The sequence below is a fragment of the Bradyrhizobium sp. AS23.2 genome (assembly GCF_001908185.1).
In the GTDB taxonomy this organism is placed as follows: Bacteria; Pseudomonadota; Alphaproteobacteria; order Rhizobiales; family Xanthobacteraceae; genus Bradyrhizobium.
In genome coordinates, this window is sequence record NZ_LGHM01000096.1 from 1 (window position 1) to 17255 (window position 17255).

Sequence of the window (17255 nt, forward strand, 5' to 3'; positions counted from 1 at the left end):
CCTCGGCGGCCTTGCGGCCGGCTTCCTCGGCGCAGGCCTGCTCGGCATGCTGTTCGGCGGCGGTCTGTTTGGCGGCCTCGGCGGCCTGTCGTCGATCCTGGGCCTGATCATCCAGATCGTGCTCGTGGTGTTCGTGGTGCGGCTGGCGATGTCGTGGTGGCAGCGCCGCCACACCCCGCAGGCGGCGTATGCCAATGCTGATGCAGGTGCCGGTCCGGGACCACAGCCGAACTATCGCAGCGGCGTCGGTGGTGGTCTTGGTGGCCTCGGCTTCGGCGCCAACAACGCGCCGCTCGAAATCCGCCCCGCCGACTATGAGGCGTTCGAGCGTCTGCTCGGCGAGATCCAGACCGCCTGGTCCAACGAGGACGTGGCCAAGCTGCACACGCTCGCGACGCCGGAAATGGTCTCCTATTTCGAGCAGGACCTCGGCCAGAACCGCGCGCGCAACGTCGTCAACAAGGTGACCAACGTCAAGCTGTTGCAGGGCGACCTCGCGGAAGCCTGGCGCGAAGGCGAGACCGACTATGCGACGGTGGCGCTGCGCTTCGCGCTCACCGACAAGACGCTCGATCGCAACACCGGCGCGGTTGTCGCCGGCAGCGAGCAGCCGGGCGAGGTCACCGAAGTCTGGACCTTCGCCCGTCGCCCGGGCGGCGGCTGGGAATTGTCGGCGATCCAGCAGACCAACTGATCGCCCGCGACATCAGGAACCAAGGCGTCGTGCTCTTGCACGGCGCCTTTTTCTTTTGGATGTCTCGCATCGCGGCATCGGAATAAGCGGGCGCGCGTCGGGTTGAAATCAGGCGGCCAACGAACACAACCGGAGGACAAGATGATCCGTATCGGGAGATCCGTGACAATTTCGGGCCTCGCGCTCGCCGTCGCCTCGCTTGCCTTGCTTGCGGCGCCATCGGCGCAAGCGCAGTCGGCCGACATGACGTTCTTCGTAACTTCCAACGGCCCGGGCAAGGGCGCCGATCTCGGCGGCCTGGAGGGCGCCGACGCACAATGCCAGAAGCTTGCACAGACTGGCGGCGCCGGCGCCAAGACTTCCAATACGAGGACCTGGCGCGCCTATCTCTCGACGCAAGCCGCCGACGGCAAGCCAGCCGTCAATGCGCGAGACCGCATCGGCAAGGGACCGTGGCAGAACGCCAAGGGCGTCGTGATTGCCAAGGACGTTGCCGACCTGCACGGCGCGGCCAATAATCTCACCAAGCAGACCGCGCTCAGCGAGAAGGGCGAGGTCATCAACGGGCGCGGCGACACGCCAAACCGGCACGATATCCTCACGGGATCGCAAGCTGACGGCACCGCGTTTGCTGCGGGCGACGACAAGACTTGCAAGAACTGGACGTCGAGCACGCAAGGTGCGGCGATGGTCGGCCACGTCGATCGTCTAGGCCTGCGTGACGACGAGCCGTCAAGGTCCTGGAACAGCTCTCATCTCTCGCGCGGTCCCGATGGCGGCTGCTCGCAGGCCGATCTGAAGAGCACCGGCGGGGACGGCCTGCTCTATTGTTTTGCTGCGAATTGAGGCGCTGAACCCTCTCCTTCGTCATTGCGAGCCAACGGGGCCGCGCGAAGCGCGGCCCCGTTGGCTCGCAATGACGGGGCATGTTGTACCGCCACTCCGTCCCACCCTCACGGAACTTTCAGTTGTATGCTAGATTGGTCCCAACGCTTCCACGCTCACGGACCTCTCCCATGAAATACGAGCTCTACTACTGGCCCGAGATCCAGGGCCGCGGCGAATACGTGCGGCTGGCGCTGGAGGAGGCGGGGGCGGCTTATGTCGATGTCGCGCGCGGCCCGCGCGGCAGCAGCGCGATGATGAAGATGATGGACGCGCACAAGGGCACGCCGCCCTTTGCGCCGCCGTTCCTCAAAGCCGGCAAGCTCGTCATCGGCCAGACGGCGAACATCCTGCTCTATCTCGGCGCGCGCCACGCCCTCGCGCCGAACACGGAGGCCGGCAAACTCTGGGTGCACCAGCTTCAATTGACGATCACCGACCTCGTGGTCGAGATCCACGACACCCATCATCCGCTCGGGCCCTCGCTCTACTACGAAGATCAGAAACCGCCGGCGAAGAAGCGCACGGCCGACTTCTGGAGCGAGCGCGTGCCGAAGTATCTTGGCTATTTCGAGCAGCTTCTCACTGAGAATGGTGGCACTTATGTCACGGGCCGCAGGCTGACCTATGTCGATCTCTCGCTGTTCCAGATCGTCGACGGGCTGCGTTATGCCTTCCCAAAGCGCATGAAGGCGTTCGAGGCGGACATCCCCGGTCTCGTCGCCCTGCACGACCGCGTCGCTGCGCGGCCGAACATCAAGGCGTATCTCGCCAGCGAACGCCGCATTCCCTTCAACGAGCAGGGCATCTTCCGCCGCTATCGCGAGCTGGATGGCTAGAGCGTTTTCAAGCGAAGTGGATACCGGTTGGCAGTGAGACGCGTTCACCACACGCCCGGCAGCAGACGATAGCGCACGCGCGTCGCGTAGTCGGAATAGCCCGGCAGGCCCTCGCGCAGCGTGCGCTCCTCGATGCGGATGCGGATCGCAAACAGGGCGATGAAGATTGGCGTCATCGCAAGTCCCCACCACGAGCCCAGGAGCAGCGGCACGCCGGCGAAGAACAGGATCATGCCGCTGTACATGGGATGGCGCACATGCGCGTAGGGCCCGGTCGAGATCACCCGCTGTGCGCGATCGGCTTGCAGCTTCACCACGGGCGCCGCGAATGAGTTCTCGCGGAACACCCAGAGTATGAACAGCGTCGAGAGCAGGAACAGTACGAAGCCGAGTGCCTGTAGCGCGATCGGCATGTCGGAAAATAGATTGCGGCGGTCGAGCCCCATCGCGGCGAGCCAGGCCAGTATCGCGACGACGAACACGATCATGAAGAGTTTGTCGGAGGCCGGCTGATCCCTTTGCAGCACCGGCCGCAGACGTTCCGCGAGCAGCGCCGGATCAATCCGATAGAGCCACCAGCCGCAGAGCGGGCCGAGCAGGGCGGAGGTCGCGAGGAGCACCCAGGCCGAAGGCCAGTGCAAGGTCCCGGCGGACACGAACAGCAGCGCGCCGATTGCGATGGTGGTGATCGTGTTCTGCAACAGCAGTTTTGCGATCATGCGCAGGTCCCGAGTCAATTGCGCACGATATTGGTCTCGCTATCCGGCGAAGATGCGGCCGGACGCGCGAAAGGCCCGATCGACCGGATCGGGCGATTCATCCTCGATGGGCAGGATCAGGCGAGCTGATCGATCCGCGTGCCCTGTCCCGGCGGCAGCGGCGCGGGGGGCGGCGGCTGGTAGGTCGGGTCGCTGTCCCTGGTCTTGGCCTGATCGTCCTGCTGCTTGGTCGTGTCGTAGCTCGGCACCACGATCGGCGGCGGCGCAACGGTTGAAACGCTCATCCAAAAATCCTCACACATGGAAACAATCGACCCTGCCCCGTGAGGGGCGAATCTTCCGTCAAGGCAATCGTTAAAATGCGAGCGATCCGGCGCGGTGGGATGCTCCGCCTTCGTGCCAGCATCGCGCTGTGCAGGGAGACGACGGATCTCTCCTCGTCATTGCGAGCGCAGCGAAGCAATCCAGATTCTCTCCGCGGAGACGGTCTGGATTGCTTCGCTGCGCTCGCAATGACGGCGGGTGTGGTGGGCGGCGTCGCGATGCGTGCGCCGCCGAGCGCCTGGCAATTGACAGGGAGCGCCCCGCCTATTCGTCCTTCGGCCGCGTGATCGCGATCGACGCATCCCTCTTGGTGCGGGTGCATTCCATGTTGAGACGCTTGAAGCGCATCGACACCTTGTCGCCGCGCAACAGGCCCATGCGCTTCAGGCAGCGCGTGGCGCCTTTGGTGGTGTCGTCCTTCGGCACCGTGAAGATGATCGCCGCTGCGGACCCGACGAGGTCGTAGAACTGCGGCGTCGGCTTGCGGTCGCCCTTGGCATAGAGCTCGTTGGAATAGGCCTGTCCCTGCGCGCGGCAGCCGAGCGAGAGCTCCTTCGCCGCCGGGTGGGTGAGGTAGATGATGTTGGCGGCCTTGAAGTTGACCTTCAGCTTGTCGATGCCGCTCGCGAGCTGCTTTGCGATGTCGTCGCACTGGTCCGCGCGGGCAGGCGAGGCGAGAGCCACAAGGCCGGTGATGGCGGCGACGACCAGGATCGCGCCGCGGACGTTCGAGTTCAATGTCATGACGAAAAGCCCCTTAGAACGCGTATTCAATCGTTGGTGCGCGCAGAGCGCAAGGGGTGCAGCGGGCCCAACCGGGCACCGTGATGTTCCCCTGTCTCTGGCGAGCAGCGGCCGACAAAGGCCGCCATGCCGCCGAATCGGGATGCCCCGACAGCGCCAGAGCGCCTTCCCTTTATGACAAAAATGCTTAGAACGCTTCTATGCCGAGGGCCCGCGCGAGGGCTCCAGAACCCGAGATCGACCCCATGAACGCTCCCACCGCCTTTCCCGACCAGTCCAAGCCCGTTCCGCCCTACAAGCACACCCCGCTGTTCCCGCTTGGCAAGGACGAGACACCCTACAAGAAGATCACGTCCGAGGGCGTCCGGGTCGAGAAGGTCCTGGGGAGGGACATGCTGGTGGTGTCGCGCGAGGCGCTGCGGGCGCTGTCGGAAGCGGCTTTCGGCGACATCAACCATTATCTGCGCCCCGGCCATCTGAAGCAGCTCCGCGCGATCCTGGAGGACGGCGAGGCGAGCCCGAACGACAAGTTCGTCGCGCTGGACTTCCTGAAGAACGCCAATATCGCCGCGGGCGGCGTGCTGCCGATGTGCCAGGACACAGGCACCGCGATCATCATGGGCAAGAAGGGCTGCAACGTCATCACCGACGGTGACGACGAGGCTGCGCTGTCGGAAGGCGCGCGCGACGCTTACCTGCGCCGCAACCTGCGCTACTCGCAGGTCGCGCCCTTGTCGATGTACGAGGAGAAGAACACCGCCAACAACATGCCGGCGCAGTGCGAGATCTATGCCGAGGGCGACGACGCCTACAAGTTCATGTTCATGGCGAAGGGCGGCGGCTCCGCCAACAAGAGCTTCCTGTTCCAGGCCACGCCCTCGGTGCTGACCAAGGACCGGCTGCTCGCCTTCCTCAAGGAGAAGATCCTCACCCTCGGCACCGCGGCGTGCCCGCCTTACCATCTCGCCATCGTCATCGGCGGCACCTCCGCCGAGCTCTGCATGAAGACGGTGAAGCTTGCCTCCGCCCGCTATCTCGATGCGCTGCCGACCCACGGCTCGCCCGACGGCAATGCGTTCCGCGACGTCGAGATGGAGAAGGAAATCCACAAGATGACGCAGTCGCTCGGCGTCGGCGCGCAGTTTGGTGGAAAGTATTTCTGCCACGACGTGCGGGTGATCCGCATGCCGCGCCACGGCGCCTCGCTCCCGATCGGGCTTGGCGTATCCTGCTCGGCCGACCGCCAGGTGCTCGGCAAGATCACCAGGGACGGCGTCTATCTCGAGGAGCTCGAGCACAACCCGGCGCAGTATTTGCCGCAGGTCGAGCAGTCGCTCGGCGGCGAGGTCGTCAAGATCGACCTCAACCAGCCGATGAAGGACATCCTGGCGACGTTCTCGAAGTATCCGATCAAGACGCGAGTCTCGATGACCGGCACCATGATCGTCGCGCGCGACTCCGCGCATGCCAAGCTGCGCGAGCGGCTCGAGAAGGGCGAGCCGCTGCCGGATTACTTCAAGAACCATCCGGTCTACTACGCCGGCCCCGCCAAGACGCCCGAGGGCTACGCCTCCGGCGCGTTCGGTCCCACCACCGCGGGCCGTATGGATTCCTTCGTCGACCAGTTCCAGGCCGCGGGCGGCTCGATGGTGATGGTGGCGAAGGGCAATCGCGCGCCGGCCGTGCGCGAGGCCTGCAAGAAGTACGGCGGCTTCTATCTCGGCTCGATCGGCGGCGCGGCGGCAAACCTCGCCGAGCACTGCATCAAGAAGGTCGAGGTGCTCGAATATCCCGAGCTCGGCATGGAAGCGATCTGGCGCATCGAAGTTGTCGACTTCCCCGCCTTCATCATCATCGATGACAAGGGCAACGACTTCTTCAAGGAGTTGAATTTGGGTTGAGGGAGGCGTTCCCCGGATGCTGCGCAGCATGAAATGCTGCGCTGCTGATCCGGGGTCCATGTGGAGGCATGGGTCCCGGCTCTGCGGCGCACCGCTCCGCGCTGCGCCGCGTCCGGGACACGAGAGTCTTGCCTCACTCGCTTAGCTGCAATTCGTGACCTGGTTGGAGCACAGCGCGCGCCACCAGCCGCGGACGCCGTCCTGGCTCTCAACGAGTCCCCAGAGGCCGCTGCAGGCAAAGATGCGTTTCGGGCCGCCGTCGGTGTCGATTGGTCCGCCGAGCTCGCGCTGGGCCGGCATCCATTTGGCATCGGCGAAGGGGGCCTGGAACAGTCCGCCCATGCGGGTCGCGCCATTGGCATAGGCAGCGCCGACCTTGTTGGACGCGACCCAGCCGCGCCCGGCATAGGGCTTTGGCGCGCTGCGCGGATATCGTGCTTCGTCCTCGTAGTCCTTGCCCGGGGGCTTGGCGCCCTCGATCAGAAACCAGCCGTCCCTGAAGCCGACGATGCGGAATTCGGTGAGCCAGCCGCCGTCAGGCGTGTTCTCGCTGCCGCCCAGCTTGAGGCGATAGGGCGGAGGCAGCGTGCCGAGCACGCGTGCCTTCACCGACGGCTCGGCGCGCACGTTGAGGCCGTTCGGATCCTTGTCGATGGACCAGGCGCCGAGATCGCAGGGCTCCGTTCCATCGGGCAGCGTTGCGCGCTTTGCGGCGAGGTCGGCGTGCAGCTTTGCGAAATCGGTATCGTCGTTGTCCGGATCCGGCTCGGTGCGCGGCTTCAACTCGGCGGAGACGGCGCGCGTCGCATCCGGTGTGAGCGTGACGACGAGCGACTGGCGCGCGGCGAACACGCTGGCAGGGGTTTTCGGATCGTTCGATGTTGCCGGATAGACGGCGAGATATCCCGTCGAACCGTCGGTGCGATAGGCGGTGCCGGCCACGTAACCCGCCGGCACCATGGCGAGCGCGCTTGCGCGCCACGCCGGTTCGTTGTCATCCGCGCGCGCGGCTTGTGTCGCGACGCACACGACCATTGCCGCGATGAGACGGAGCTCGCGCATGATTTGCGACAGACTCGGCTTTACGCCCGCACACCCGTGAACGGGAAGCTGCCCATCGGGCCGATACCCATCTCGCCGCTCATGTTGTTGCCGGACACTTTTCCGATGAACTCGAGCGTCAACGGCATCGGATTGGTGATCGAGACTTTCCAGTTGACAGCGTCGCCACTGATGGTGCCGTCGAATATCTCGGTGGAGTTGCCATCGGCGCCCTGCGTTCCGGTCAGCGTGCCGCCGGAGCTCAGCAGGGTCAGCGTTGCCTGGCGTTCGCCCATGGGCGTCGTCATGGTCAGATTCCAGTTACCGTCAACGGCCATTCCTGTCTCTCCAACAAATCCCGGCGGGCTGCGACGATCCGCGGCCAGTCCTGGGCCGAGCGTATAGCGCAACTTGTCGCGACTGCCTAACGCGCCGATCAGGGCATTTAGGCGCGGGCGGCGGCCCGCAGGCGGCTGGTGATGATGACGCGGAAGATCAGGTATTGCAGGGCGAAGGCCGCGATCTTGGCGCCGACCGCGACGACGGAGACGTAGAACGCCCACAATTTGAGATCGCCCGTCATGGCCACCGCGATGGTGCCGGCGCCGAGCGCGAACATCAGTGCGGCCCAGACGTAGCCGGCAGCCGTGACGTATTCCGGAATGACCTCGGTCACGCGCGGCGGCATGTAGCGCAGCATCCAGCCGCGCTTGAGCATGATCGCTCCGATCGCGAAATGCGCGATCGAGGGCTTTGCCAGCACGAAGCGCGGATCCTCGGTGAGGATGGTCGCCGTCCCCAGCACGATGACGAGCGCAAGGGAGGCATAGGTCATGTAACCGAGCGAGGTGCTCCTGACGCGGGCATAGATCACCTGCGCGATCGCGCCCGCAATCGCCACCGAGGTCGCCAGGATGACGTTGTCGGTGACGACATAGACGATCAGGAAGACGATAGTGGAAAGGAAATCAGAGGCGAGGCGAGCGAATACGCTTTTCATCGTCTGTCCTGGTCAATGCGGGTGAGACAGCGCTTGCGAGGGTTGAGCGTACTTCGTCCTGCAGTGCTCGGGGTACCATTTCGTGAAATAGATCGCGCTGTTGCGGGCGGCGAAAGCGACCGCGAGGCTGGACCAGAGCGGCAGGCCGGGAACGTAGAGCAGCACGAGGTTGGAAACCATCATGAGAAGCGCCGCTGCGGTCCATGCGGCCGTGATGATGTAGTTGGCCTGCAGGAAGCCGGGCATCGCCGCGATTTCCGCCGGCACGGATTCGATCCCATATTGCAGGGTGAACGGCCGGCGCAGCAGCAGCGAGCCGAGCGAGATGACGAAGACACCGACATCGACCGAGAGCTTGACGGCAAGCGTGCCCAGCTGCGGATCGAAGAAGAGGAGGGTGAGGCCAATCATGACGAACACGATCGCGGAGCCCGCGGCCAGAATCTTGACCGAGCGGCCGTATGCGATGTCGATCGCGATGGTTGCAAGGCAGGCCGCAGCTGCCACAAACACGCTCGCGGTGGCCGAAGTCACCAGCATCAGGAAGGTGTAGATGCCGTAGGGCGCAAGGATCAGGAAAATCGTCATGGGCCGCCTCGATCGGACCTTATCTTTACGATGTAAAGATAAGTAGCGGAAGCGCGGGAAAGGTTCAAGGTCAATCTTTACGCTGTCAAAATGATGTGAGGAGGCGCCACCCCCGGAGCGTCATTCCGGGGCCCGCGAAGCGTGAGCCCGGAATCCATTGTCCGGCATCACGTGCGGGTGAAATGGATCCAGGGTTCGTCGCTGCGCTCCGCCCCGGAATGACGGATGGAGGGAGCTACTGCGCCCCCACCCAATTGCCGTGAAAGCCATCGGGCACGCGGTGGCCGAGCTGGACCAGTGCGACGGGGCCGATCTCGATGTCGGTGGCGTTGAACACGGCGAGGTCGCTGCGGTTCTCGCGTGCGCGCCAGACCACCGCGAGCAGCCAGCCGTCACCTTCAGCCGCGTGCTTGCTCCGCTCGACGAACACCGGCTCGGAGATGGTGTCGCCCGCCGGCAGCAGATATTGGCCGAGGCGCTTTCCCGTGCCGTCGACATGCACGACACCGGACAGCGCGCCGAACATCGGCAGCTTCGGATTGGCGCAGGCGTACCAGCCATGGCTGGTCTTCAGCCCGGCGCGGCGGTCGTCGACGCGGGGGAACTCGCCAGGAATGTCGTCGAGATAGGTCTGCTGAAAACTGTCTGTATTGCCGTCGAGATCGAAGGTCCAGCGGCAGTGACGGGCGTAGGACTTCTCCGGATTGGTGGGCGAGCCGTCGGGATGCGGAAACAGCGGCGCTTCCTCGAACTGCATGACATCGGCGATGATGCTGTTGCCGTCCTCCCAGGCGTTCATGACGTGGAAGACGTAGCAGGTCTCGGCCCGGAACCAGACGATGTCCTTGGCTGCGCCTTTGCGCTTCATCACGCCGACATAGGCGCCTTTCTCCGGCTCCCAGGCGTAAGGCGGCTTGCCGCCCATTGCGCGCTCCATGCTGCCGGTGATGGGCAGGATCGGAAACAGCACGTGGTTCTCGGTGACGATGAAGTCGTGCACCATGCTGGCATAGGGCGCTTCGAAACGCTCGAAGCGCGTTGCCTTGCCGCTTGCGTCGATTGCGCCATAGGAGAGGGCGGGCGTCAGCGGTCCCTTTGCATTGTAGCCGAAGAACACCAGCTCGCCGGTGATCGGATCGACCTTCGGATGCGCGGTGAAGGGGCCGGCAATGCGGCTCTGGTAGTTGCAATAGCCGCGGGTTGCGAGTGTGCCCGGCTCGATCTCAGTCGGCAGATGCCCTTCTTCGAGCGCGAGCAGCTTGCCAGCGTGGAAGATGATGTTGGTGTTGGCGACGCCGCCGTCGGTCAGGTGCGCCGGCGCGTCCGCCAGCTTGCGGCCGAAGCCGCCGAACATCGCGCGGCCGGCATCGTGCTCGGCGAGCCATTTCGGCGTGCGGACCCAGCGGTTGCGGTAAGAGGCGCGGCCGTTCTCCAGATGGAAGGCGTGCAGCATTCCGTCGCCGACGAACCAATGGGCGCCGGGCGCGTCGAATTGCGGGTTGGGACCATTGCGATAGAGCGTGCCGTTCAGTTCGCGCGGCAGCTCGCCGACGATCTTGAGGAACGGCGCGTCGGCCTCGAACGGAATAGGCCCGCGATTGCTCAATGGCCGGGCGAGTGCATCCTGCTGCATGGCGATCCTCCCTTATCTTTACACCGTAAAGATACGCTAGGGCCGGCCATATCCGCCGTCAAGCGAAATCTTTACACTGTCAAAATGACGTCATATAACGCGTCCATGGCCAAGACAGAGACAGCCCGCCGCTCCCGTCCCCGGAAAACGTCCTCATCGACTTCGACCGCACGGCCACGGCCGGCGCGAGGCGTGGAAAGCGCAAAGGCGGAAACGCCTTATCACCACGGTGCCCTGCGCGAGGCGCTGCTGCTGGCGGCCGAGCGCGTGCTGGAGCGCGACGGGCTCGCCGGCCTGACACTTCGCGCCGTGGCGCGCGAGGCGGGGGGTGTCGCATGCTGCGCCCAAGCATCATTTCGGCGATCTGACAGGCCTCGTCAGCGAGCTTGCCGCCGTCGGCTTCCGTCAGTTCAACGCGGCGATGGGCTCGGCCTGCGATGCCGCCACGACGCCGCTGGAGCGTGCGCTGGCGCGGCCCAAGGCCTACGTCGCCTACGCCCAGGCTCATCCCGGCATGTACGGCATCATGTTCCGCACCGAGCGGCTCGACTATTCCAGGCGTTCGCTGCACGAAGCTGCCGAAGCCTCCTTTGCCGGGCTCGCCAACGCCATCGGCGCGATGCGGCAGGAGCAGATCCGCCGCGACACGATGAACCTCGACCAGGCCGCCGCGATCGCACGCGCCTGGTCGATGGTGCACGGCTTCACCATGCTGCTGCTCGACGGCCGGCTCGAGGACATCCTGGAGCGGCTGCCGAAGGGCACGACGGCCGAGCAGCTTCTGGAAGCGATGCTGAAGTCGTCCGCACCGGGAAAGCTGTCGCCGGCCTAGTGCCAAGGTCTAGTGCCAAGGTCTAGTGCGAACGCCTAGTGCATCGTCGCCAGCTCGACGGCGCGGCCGCGCGTGCCGATGACCTTCACCTCGTCCTTGCCGCAAGTGAACCCGCGGGCGAAATCGTCCGCCGCCTTGCGCGCAAGTTCATTGGCGTTCGGGTTGGCGATCGCGTCGACATAGGCGACGTGACAGACCGGTCCCGGTGGCAGCCGTGTCACGACGAGCATGGCCTTGGTGTTCGGCCGTCCCTGCTTGTCGGGATCGGTGCCATCGGCGACGTGCCAGCGCTGGATGATCGCAAACGGTTTGGTGCCCGCTGCGCGCCACTCGACGGTATTCTCGGATGAATTGAACGGGGCAAACCAGACCTTTGCCGCAGGTTCCTCGGCTGCCGCCTTGCGACTGCGCCCGACCGAGACGACCTCGCGAAGATCGTCCTCGGCGATCAGCACCATGAGGCCGTCCTTGCCCGGGCATACCCGCGTTGTGCTCCCGTCGAGCTCGCTGGGTTTGCCGACAAGGCGGCAGTCCTTTGGTGCCGTCGAGGTGTAGGTGCTGCCCATGGATTGGGCGGCGGCACTCTCCAGGCCGCTCAACATCAGCAACACAACAAGGCACGAGGCGGTAATGCGGATCATCATGAGGCTTTATGAGGCTTTCATGTAACGGGAACTCCCTCATTCAGACGTCTTCATTGTGGGCAAGGTTCAAAGAGAGTCGCCAGATACCTGACAGCGGCGCGGAATCGTTCTAGAAGAGCGGCTTCGCTTGGGCCCATGGGCCTCGTTCGCGTCCTCGTTCCTTTGATCATGTCAGCCATCTCTTCGCAAAAGCCCTATCGCGTCGGCCGCTCGAAAACCGGGCTCGGCCTCTTCGCCACCAAACCGATCAAGAAAGGGACCCGGATCATCCGCTATTTCGGACCGATCCTGGACTCGCGGATTCCCGAGCAGGACGAGATCGAGAACAAATACCTGTTCGAGCTCAACGGCCGCTGGACCATCGACGGTTCGCTGCGCAAGAATCTCGCCCGCTACATCAACCATTCCTGCCGGCCCAACGCCGAGTCCGACGTCCGGCCGCGCGAGCGCAAGGTCTTCATCCGCGCCATCAAGAACATCGAGCCGGGTGACGAGATCAACTACGACTACGGCACCGACTATTTCAAAGCCTATCTGAAGCCGATCGGCTGCAAGTGCGCCTCCTGCGAGAACAAGCGCAAGAAGCTGCGCGCCGAGGCGCGGGCCGAACGCGGCAAGGTGAAGGCGCGCACGGAGCGCAAGGCCAAGAAGGTGGGCGTGAAGGGCGTCAAAAAGAAGAAGCTGAACGGCAAGGCCCTCAACGGCAAGGCGGCAAGCGGTACCGCTCGCAAATCTGCCTGAGCTGACCTTCTAGCTACCGGATCTGCGGGCTGATCCTGGCAAGGACGAGCCCTCGAAGGCGATCGACGAACGCTGGATGATCTCACCGGTCTTGTCGTCGATGACGACGCGGAAGCGCCGATGCCCGGACAGGAAGCTCAGGCGGTGCCGTCCGGCGTCGGCGCCGGTCCCCCGTTCCGCGAATCCGGTGATCCTGCCTGCGCGCATCTCCTCGCGGAGCGAGTTCGGGGAAATGCGCAGGCCCTCGGCGACGATGTCTGCATCGATCTGAAAGGTGTCGTTCTCGAGCTGGACGGATTTCACGATTGCACCTTCTGCTTGCCGCGCCGGATCATGCCGCCGCGGGGCTGCGTCGTGGCCGTGCGGGATAGGTACACTCTGCGAGCGTCGTGCCGTCGAGCTCGCGCATGAAAGCTTCGCGCGCAGCCGCGAGTTTCGACTTCAACCGGCAGCGCGGGGTGAGCACGCAGGCGCCGCCATCGTCGCGAAAGCACTCGACCAGCGAATGGGGGCCTTCCAGCGCGCGCACGACCTCGCCCAGCGTGATCATTTCGGCGGGCCGGGCGAGGGTGAAGCCACCGCCTGCGCCGCGCTGGGTTGCAATGAACCCGAAGCCTGCGAGGTCGCGCACCACCTTGGCGAGGTGATTGCGGGAAATGCCGAATTCGGCGGCGATCTCGTTGGTCGCGAATGTTCGCGTGGGCTCTCCCGCGAGACGCATGAGCGCGCGCAGCGCAAAATCCGTGAACGATGTCAGGCGCATGAGATCCTCGGCAAGATTCGCTTGCAAATCTTCTATAGCGATATAAATGGGTATTTGAAATGCCGATTTAAGGAGCAGGTCGTGACGGCAGCGGAACGACGCGAGCAAATCACGGCGGAGATATCGGAACGGACCGGAATAACGGAAGCGATGATCGAGCGTCTGGTGCGCGCCTTTTATGCGAAGGTCCGCGAGGACGCCCGTGCTGGCACCGATCTTTGAAGCCCGCATTCACGACTGGGAACCGCATCTGCAGCAGATGTGTGCTTTCTGGTCCTCGGTCGCGCTGATGTCGGGCCGCTATCACGGAACGCCGATGGTCAAGCACATGCCGCTGCCGGTCGATGCCGGGCATTTCGACCGATGGCTCGCATTGTTCGAGGCGACAGCCCGCGAAATATGTCCGCCCGAAGCCGAGGCCCATTTCGTCGAACGGGCGCGCCGGATTGCGACAAGCCTCGAACTCGGCATCGCCAACGGGACAGGCGTCTTCCTGGGGCGCGGCGAAAGGTTTCGACGACATCAGGCAGGAGGTCACCAATGATCCACCGGACACAGGCCGTGACGGGCAAGGACGCCGCGAACCCATATTCCGGCAGCAGCCTGGTGCCGATGCTCATCGTCGGTCTGGTGCTCACGCTGGTTGGAATGATTGCCGCGGTTGTGCTGAGCTGACGCCATGCCGCCCGGCCTCGGCCGGGCGGTCACTTCCGGCAAAAGAGGGTAGCGATCGTCGTTACGCGGTCACTGCGCTGCCGCTTTTGCGCAATCCCACATATTGCAGCTCCGCGAACACGCCCGTGGCGATCGCCTGCGCGACGACCATGAGCTCGCCAAGAAGGTTCGGGGACACCGCGCCCGAGAACATCAGCGCGATGCTCGCGAGCGTCCATGCGGCGTTGCCGGCCACCACCAGCATGACCAGCATCTTCGGCACCGCGCTGCGCGAGGCCAGCCAGCCGACCAGCGCGGTGTAGGCGATCAGGAACAGGCCGGTCTCGCGCAACAGCGCCTCCGGCAGGTTGAAGAGCGCGGCAAACGCGCCGGCACCGAAGGTGAACCCCAGCGCCGCGACGCCGCTGAACACGGCATCGGCAAGCAGCGCGCGGCGCAGGAAGGTCGAGGCGTCAATCATCGTCATTCTCCTTGGTTGGACGTCAGGGGATCAGGACAGGGGGCGCCACCAGGCGCGGAGCAGGCACGCGAGGCGGAACGGGCACAGGCTCCTGCCGACGCTGTGCTCGAACGTCACCACCTGCGCGATGACGTAGTCGCCGGTCGAGTGCACCAACGGTTCCGGCATGTTGAGGCTGCGCGCCAGCATTCTGGCGCCGAACTTCACACTCCACGGCAGAAGGTGGTCAGCGACGGTCCGGTAGAGCAGCAGCGCGATCATGGTCATCTCCTGTTGCGACCGAAGATGCGCGCGCCCAAGGCCCAATTCGATTACCTCGCGGGTAAGACAGAGCCCTATTCAAGATCGTCCTAAGGTGTTCGACGCCGTTCGCGGGGTGCGAAAAATCCCTTGAAAAACAGCGGCTTCCGCGTACATCGGAGTTCGTCACTGTTTGTTCTCATCCGCTCCCAGCCATCCGGTTTGTTGGTATTTTTGTTGGTATCGGAAGAACAGATGTTCTCGGTTATTTACGATATTCCGAACAAGAGGGAAGTCGAAAGCAGATGACACGCAACGAGAACAAGCACCGGAAACTCGAGCAGATCAGGACCGACCTCGACTGCCGCGCTGTCCTACCGAAGTTTGAGAACGGTGCATGGAGCGCCACCAAGATCTCCGACGTGACCGGTGGCGGTCTCTATCTCTTGGTCACGCCGGACCTGAACAGGCCCGGAAAGGCCGGCTCCAAACTCTGGCAGATGGCTTATCGCTTTCACGGTAGGCAGAAGACGTACTCCATCGGGCCCTACGGCAAAGGCAACGACGGCACCGTCTCGCTTGCCATGGCCCGCCAAAAACGTGACGCCGCAAAGGCTCTGCTCGCACAAGATTCGCCCATCGATCCCTCGATCGAAAAGCAATTCGAACGGCATCGCCAGGCAGTTGCGCGCCGCTTCGACGTGTGGGTCGATGAATGGCTTGCGGAAAAGAAGACCGAGAAGATCAAGCGCGGCAGGCTTGTCACCGTGCGCAGTCCCGAAACCATCGCTCTACTCGAAAGGTGGGCCGGCTATCTGAAAGATCGTTTCGGCAAGCTCTATAGACAAGACATCAAGCGCCCCGACGTGCTTGCCTTCTTTCGGGCGATGCAGGCTGAAGGCAGGTTAGAGACCCGTGACCGTGTCCACAGTATCGGTGAGCAAGTCTGCGACTACGCCGACCTCGACGGCGACGGCTACAACCCGTTCCGCGCCTGCAAGAAGCAACTCACTGTCAACGTCTCGATGCCACGACCCGGCGTCACTGAGCCACGGGATGTGGTTCGTCTCTTCAGGCTGATCATGCCTCCCTGGGAGAAGGCCAGATTTGGCGACGTGGTCGGAGATGCCCTTCGGGTCGATGCATTGACGATCCCTCGCCCCGGCATGATCAACGACATGGAATGGATCGAAGTCGATTGGGATGCCAAACGCTGGACCATTCCGGCGGCGAAGATGAAAACCGGATGGGACCACGTCGTTCCGCTGTCAAGGCAAGCCCTCACGATCCTGCGGCGCGTGCAGCATATCACCGGGAACCGGCGCTACGTGTTCGCTTGTGCCTTTGACGCACCGCTGTCCAGCAGAACACTTTGTCAGCGGCTGCGTGCGCTCGGTATCGACACCAAAACCGAACATTGCGCCCATGGCTTCCGCACGACATTCTCGACCCTTTGCCACCATGAGGAGATCGAGGAAGCCAAGGCGTGGGACGGCGATGTCATCGAATTGCAGTTGGCGCATCTCGAAAGTGATTCGGTAAAGGCGATCTACAAGCGGCACGGGCCGCTTGCACTGATCGGCTCGCGCACCAAGCTGATGCAGCATTGGGCTGACCGGATCGACAGCTTCGCCGATCCAAAAAAGATCGCGGCCACTAAAGTAATTCTAGAACGCTTCGCGAGCTAGCTAGGTCCAAGCGCCTCATCTACTCGGCTCAATGCGAGGGAGCGTCAGATGATAGGCGTCGATGGAATCGGCGTCGACCATGGTTTGGCCTCCCATTTTGTAGGCTATGATCTTTCCCTTCTTGATCAACTCGTAGGCCTTGGTCCGGCCGAAGCCGCCTCGGTCCAGCGCCTTTTTCAACGGAATCAGATTCCGTTTCTGCTCGGGCTGTGACATTTGATGGCTTAACCACAAGATTAGAGTGGAAGGAGAAAAGTCCTTGGGTCCATTCATTCAATCACAACGCTCGCTCGTCATTCTAGTGAAAGCAAAGAAAGCATGGAGCACGATGGGGCAGTCGAAGGAGCCAAGCCTCATTGTAAGCCAGTGACATCGAAGAAGGACTGAGGGATCAATTTCAATGATCGGCTTCTTCATGCCATCTGTTGGATAAGTGGCTTTGCTGAACCCACACCAAGCCATCCGTGAAAATGCGCCGTACGGTCGCAGCTTCGTCACCGGGGTTGCCGGGAACGGCTCGATATCCGTAGGCACGCCCCCCCGGCGTGTCGACCGTCCCGTATTACACCGGCCATACCGCGACGGACCTTCTTCGCTCCGTCTTCGCGCTGCATCTGTCCAACGAGGCCACGAATTCCAATCAAAATCGAGTCCGCAGTGCCGTCATGAACGGCTTGGATTTCGATCCCTTGGAAAGAGAGCCTTTTGTGGATGCCGGCCAGATCTTCCATGTCACGAGAAAGCCGATCCAGCGCTTCCACAATGACAACGGTGAAACGTTGTTGGCGTGCAGCATCCATAAGCTGCATCAAGCCATCGCGCCCGATTACAGAGGCCCCAGAAC

At 63.4% G+C, this 17255-nt stretch carries 22 protein-coding genes and 2 pseudogenes; 10 read left to right on the forward strand and 14 right to left on the reverse strand.

The features are described 5' to 3' along the window. The 3 genes from AC630_RS20735 to AC630_RS20745 form a co-directional block, all read left to right on the forward strand. Nucleotides 1–694: Tim44 domain-containing protein (locus tag AC630_RS20735; RefSeq protein WP_074120330.1), on the forward strand; the 694-nt coding region annotated here is incomplete at its 5' end. Between the two features lie 141 nt (nucleotides 695–835). After that, the gene (locus AC630_RS20740; RefSeq protein WP_074120331.1) at nucleotides 836–1540 is read left to right on the forward strand and encodes a lectin; all 705 of its coding nucleotides are present in this window, start codon (nucleotides 836–838) and stop codon (nucleotides 1538–1540) included. Between the two features lie 170 nt (nucleotides 1541–1710). Beyond that, on the forward strand, nucleotides 1711–2418 hold the full coding sequence (locus AC630_RS20745; RefSeq protein WP_074120332.1) for a glutathione S-transferase: 708 nt from the start codon (nucleotides 1711–1713) through the stop codon (nucleotides 2416–2418). 44 nt (nucleotides 2419–2462) lie between these two features. On the opposite strand, the gene AC630_RS20750 is transcribed toward AC630_RS20745, so the two are convergent. The 3 genes from AC630_RS20750 to AC630_RS20755 form a co-directional block, all read right to left on the reverse strand. Then, a complete protein-coding gene (locus AC630_RS20750) occupies nucleotides 2463–3137 on the reverse strand; it encodes a methyltransferase family protein (protein WP_074120333.1) in 675 nt (224 codons plus the stop codon). A gap of 116 nt (nucleotides 3138–3253) precedes the next feature. After that, entirely contained in the window at nucleotides 3254–3421 is a 168-nt protein-coding gene (locus AC630_RS45545; RefSeq protein ID WP_167561250.1) for a hypothetical protein, read from the reverse strand. A 304-nt stretch (nucleotides 3422–3725) separates the two neighbouring features. Further along, nucleotides 3726–4205, reverse strand: coding sequence for a hypothetical protein (locus AC630_RS20755; RefSeq protein WP_074120334.1), 480 nt, complete (start codon nucleotides 4203–4205; stop codon nucleotides 3726–3728). Nucleotides 4206–4450: 245 nt separating this feature from the next. On the opposite strand from AC630_RS20755, the gene AC630_RS20760 reads away from it, so the two are divergent. Then, a complete protein-coding gene (locus AC630_RS20760; protein ID WP_074120335.1) occupies nucleotides 4451–6106 on the forward strand; it encodes a fumarate hydratase in 1656 nt (551 codons plus the stop codon). A 141-nt stretch (nucleotides 6107–6247) separates the two neighbouring features. Here AC630_RS20760 and AC630_RS20765 read toward each other — a convergent pair whose 3' ends face one another. The 5 genes from AC630_RS20765 to AC630_RS20785 form a co-directional block, all read right to left on the reverse strand. Then, nucleotides 6248–7168, reverse strand: coding sequence for a hypothetical protein (locus AC630_RS20765; RefSeq protein ID WP_074120336.1), 921 nt, complete (start codon nucleotides 7166–7168; stop codon nucleotides 6248–6250). Nucleotides 7169–7188: 20 nt separating this feature from the next. Then, nucleotides 7189–7485: a hypothetical protein gene (locus AC630_RS20770; protein ID WP_074120337.1), complete on the reverse strand. Its 297-nt coding sequence runs from the start codon at nucleotides 7483–7485 to the stop codon at nucleotides 7189–7191. A 107-nt stretch (nucleotides 7486–7592) separates the two neighbouring features. Next, the gene (locus AC630_RS20775; RefSeq protein ID WP_074120338.1) at nucleotides 7593–8147 is read right to left on the reverse strand and encodes an inner membrane-spanning protein YciB; all 555 of its coding nucleotides are present in this window, start codon (nucleotides 8145–8147) and stop codon (nucleotides 7593–7595) included. Between the two features lie 12 nt (nucleotides 8148–8159). Continuing rightward, the gene (locus AC630_RS20780) at nucleotides 8160–8735 is read right to left on the reverse strand and encodes a hypothetical protein (protein WP_074120339.1); all 576 of its coding nucleotides are present in this window, start codon (nucleotides 8733–8735) and stop codon (nucleotides 8160–8162) included. Between the two features lie 235 nt (nucleotides 8736–8970). Beyond that, complete coding sequence (locus AC630_RS20785; protein WP_074120340.1) at nucleotides 8971–10368, reverse strand: carotenoid oxygenase family protein; 1398 nt, start codon at nucleotides 10366–10368, stop codon at nucleotides 8971–8973. Nucleotides 10369–10473: 105 nt separating this feature from the next. Between AC630_RS20785 and AC630_RS20790 the strand changes: the two are divergent. Beyond that, a pseudogene (locus AC630_RS20790) lies at nucleotides 10474–11200 on the forward strand (TetR/AcrR family transcriptional regulator). A 35-nt stretch (nucleotides 11201–11235) separates the two neighbouring features. Here the strand turns inward: AC630_RS20790 and AC630_RS20795 are convergent. After that, nucleotides 11236–11841, reverse strand: a complete 606-nt coding sequence (locus AC630_RS20795) for a hypothetical protein (RefSeq protein ID WP_074120346.1) — start codon at nucleotides 11839–11841, stop codon at nucleotides 11236–11238. 171 nt (nucleotides 11842–12012) lie between these two features. Between AC630_RS20795 and AC630_RS20800 the strand changes: the two genes are divergently transcribed. After that, complete coding sequence (locus AC630_RS20800) at nucleotides 12013–12585, forward strand: SET domain-containing protein (protein WP_074120347.1); 573 nt, start codon at nucleotides 12013–12015, stop codon at nucleotides 12583–12585. Nucleotides 12586–12594: 9 nt separating this feature from the next. On the opposite strand, the gene AC630_RS20805 is transcribed toward AC630_RS20800, so the two are convergent. Continuing rightward, a complete protein-coding gene (locus AC630_RS20805; RefSeq protein ID WP_074120341.1) occupies nucleotides 12595–12888 on the reverse strand; it encodes a DUF6522 family protein in 294 nt (97 codons plus the stop codon). 28 nt (nucleotides 12889–12916) lie between these two features. Next, a complete protein-coding gene (locus tag AC630_RS20810; protein ID WP_074120348.1) occupies nucleotides 12917–13348 on the reverse strand; it encodes an RrF2 family transcriptional regulator in 432 nt (143 codons plus the stop codon). A 54-nt stretch (nucleotides 13349–13402) separates the two neighbouring features. Here AC630_RS20810 and AC630_RS20815 point away from each other — a divergent pair. Together AC630_RS20815 and AC630_RS47835 are read left to right on the forward strand one after the other, a co-directional pair. Beyond that, nucleotides 13403–13892, forward strand: a pseudogene (locus AC630_RS20815) (group III truncated hemoglobin). Then, entirely contained in the window at nucleotides 13889–14023 is a 135-nt protein-coding gene (locus AC630_RS47835) for a hypothetical protein (protein WP_283808444.1), read from the forward strand. The pseudogene AC630_RS20815 and the gene AC630_RS47835 overlap by 4 nt, the downstream one beginning before the upstream one ends. Nucleotides 14024–14084: 61 nt before the next feature. Here the strand turns inward: AC630_RS47835 and AC630_RS20820 are convergent, their stop codons facing one another. After that, nucleotides 14085–14483, reverse strand: a complete 399-nt coding sequence (locus tag AC630_RS20820) for a hypothetical protein (protein ID WP_074120349.1) — start codon at nucleotides 14481–14483, stop codon at nucleotides 14085–14087. 30 nt (nucleotides 14484–14513) lie between these two features. Then, nucleotides 14514–14744 (reverse strand): hypothetical protein, encoded by a 231-nt coding sequence (locus AC630_RS20825; protein ID WP_208867035.1) that lies wholly within the window; start codon nucleotides 14742–14744, stop codon nucleotides 14514–14516. Between the two features lie 284 nt (nucleotides 14745–15028). Here AC630_RS20825 and AC630_RS20830 point away from each other — a divergent pair, with 284 nt between their 5' ends. Next, nucleotides 15029–16411, forward strand: a complete 1383-nt coding sequence (locus tag AC630_RS20830) for a tyrosine-type recombinase/integrase (protein ID WP_074120343.1) — start codon at nucleotides 15029–15031, stop codon at nucleotides 16409–16411. Nucleotides 16412–16459: 48 nt separating this feature from the next. Then, nucleotides 16460–16624: a hypothetical protein gene (locus AC630_RS47125; protein WP_245330469.1), complete on the forward strand. Its 165-nt coding sequence runs from the start codon at nucleotides 16460–16462 to the stop codon at nucleotides 16622–16624. 281 nt (nucleotides 16625–16905) lie between these two features. Here the strand turns inward: AC630_RS47125 and AC630_RS20840 are convergent, their stop codons facing one another. Continuing rightward, complete coding sequence (locus AC630_RS20840) at nucleotides 16906–17220, reverse strand: recombinase family protein (RefSeq protein WP_349538974.1); 315 nt, start codon at nucleotides 17218–17220, stop codon at nucleotides 16906–16908. Nucleotides 17221–17255: the final 35 nt, after the last annotated feature.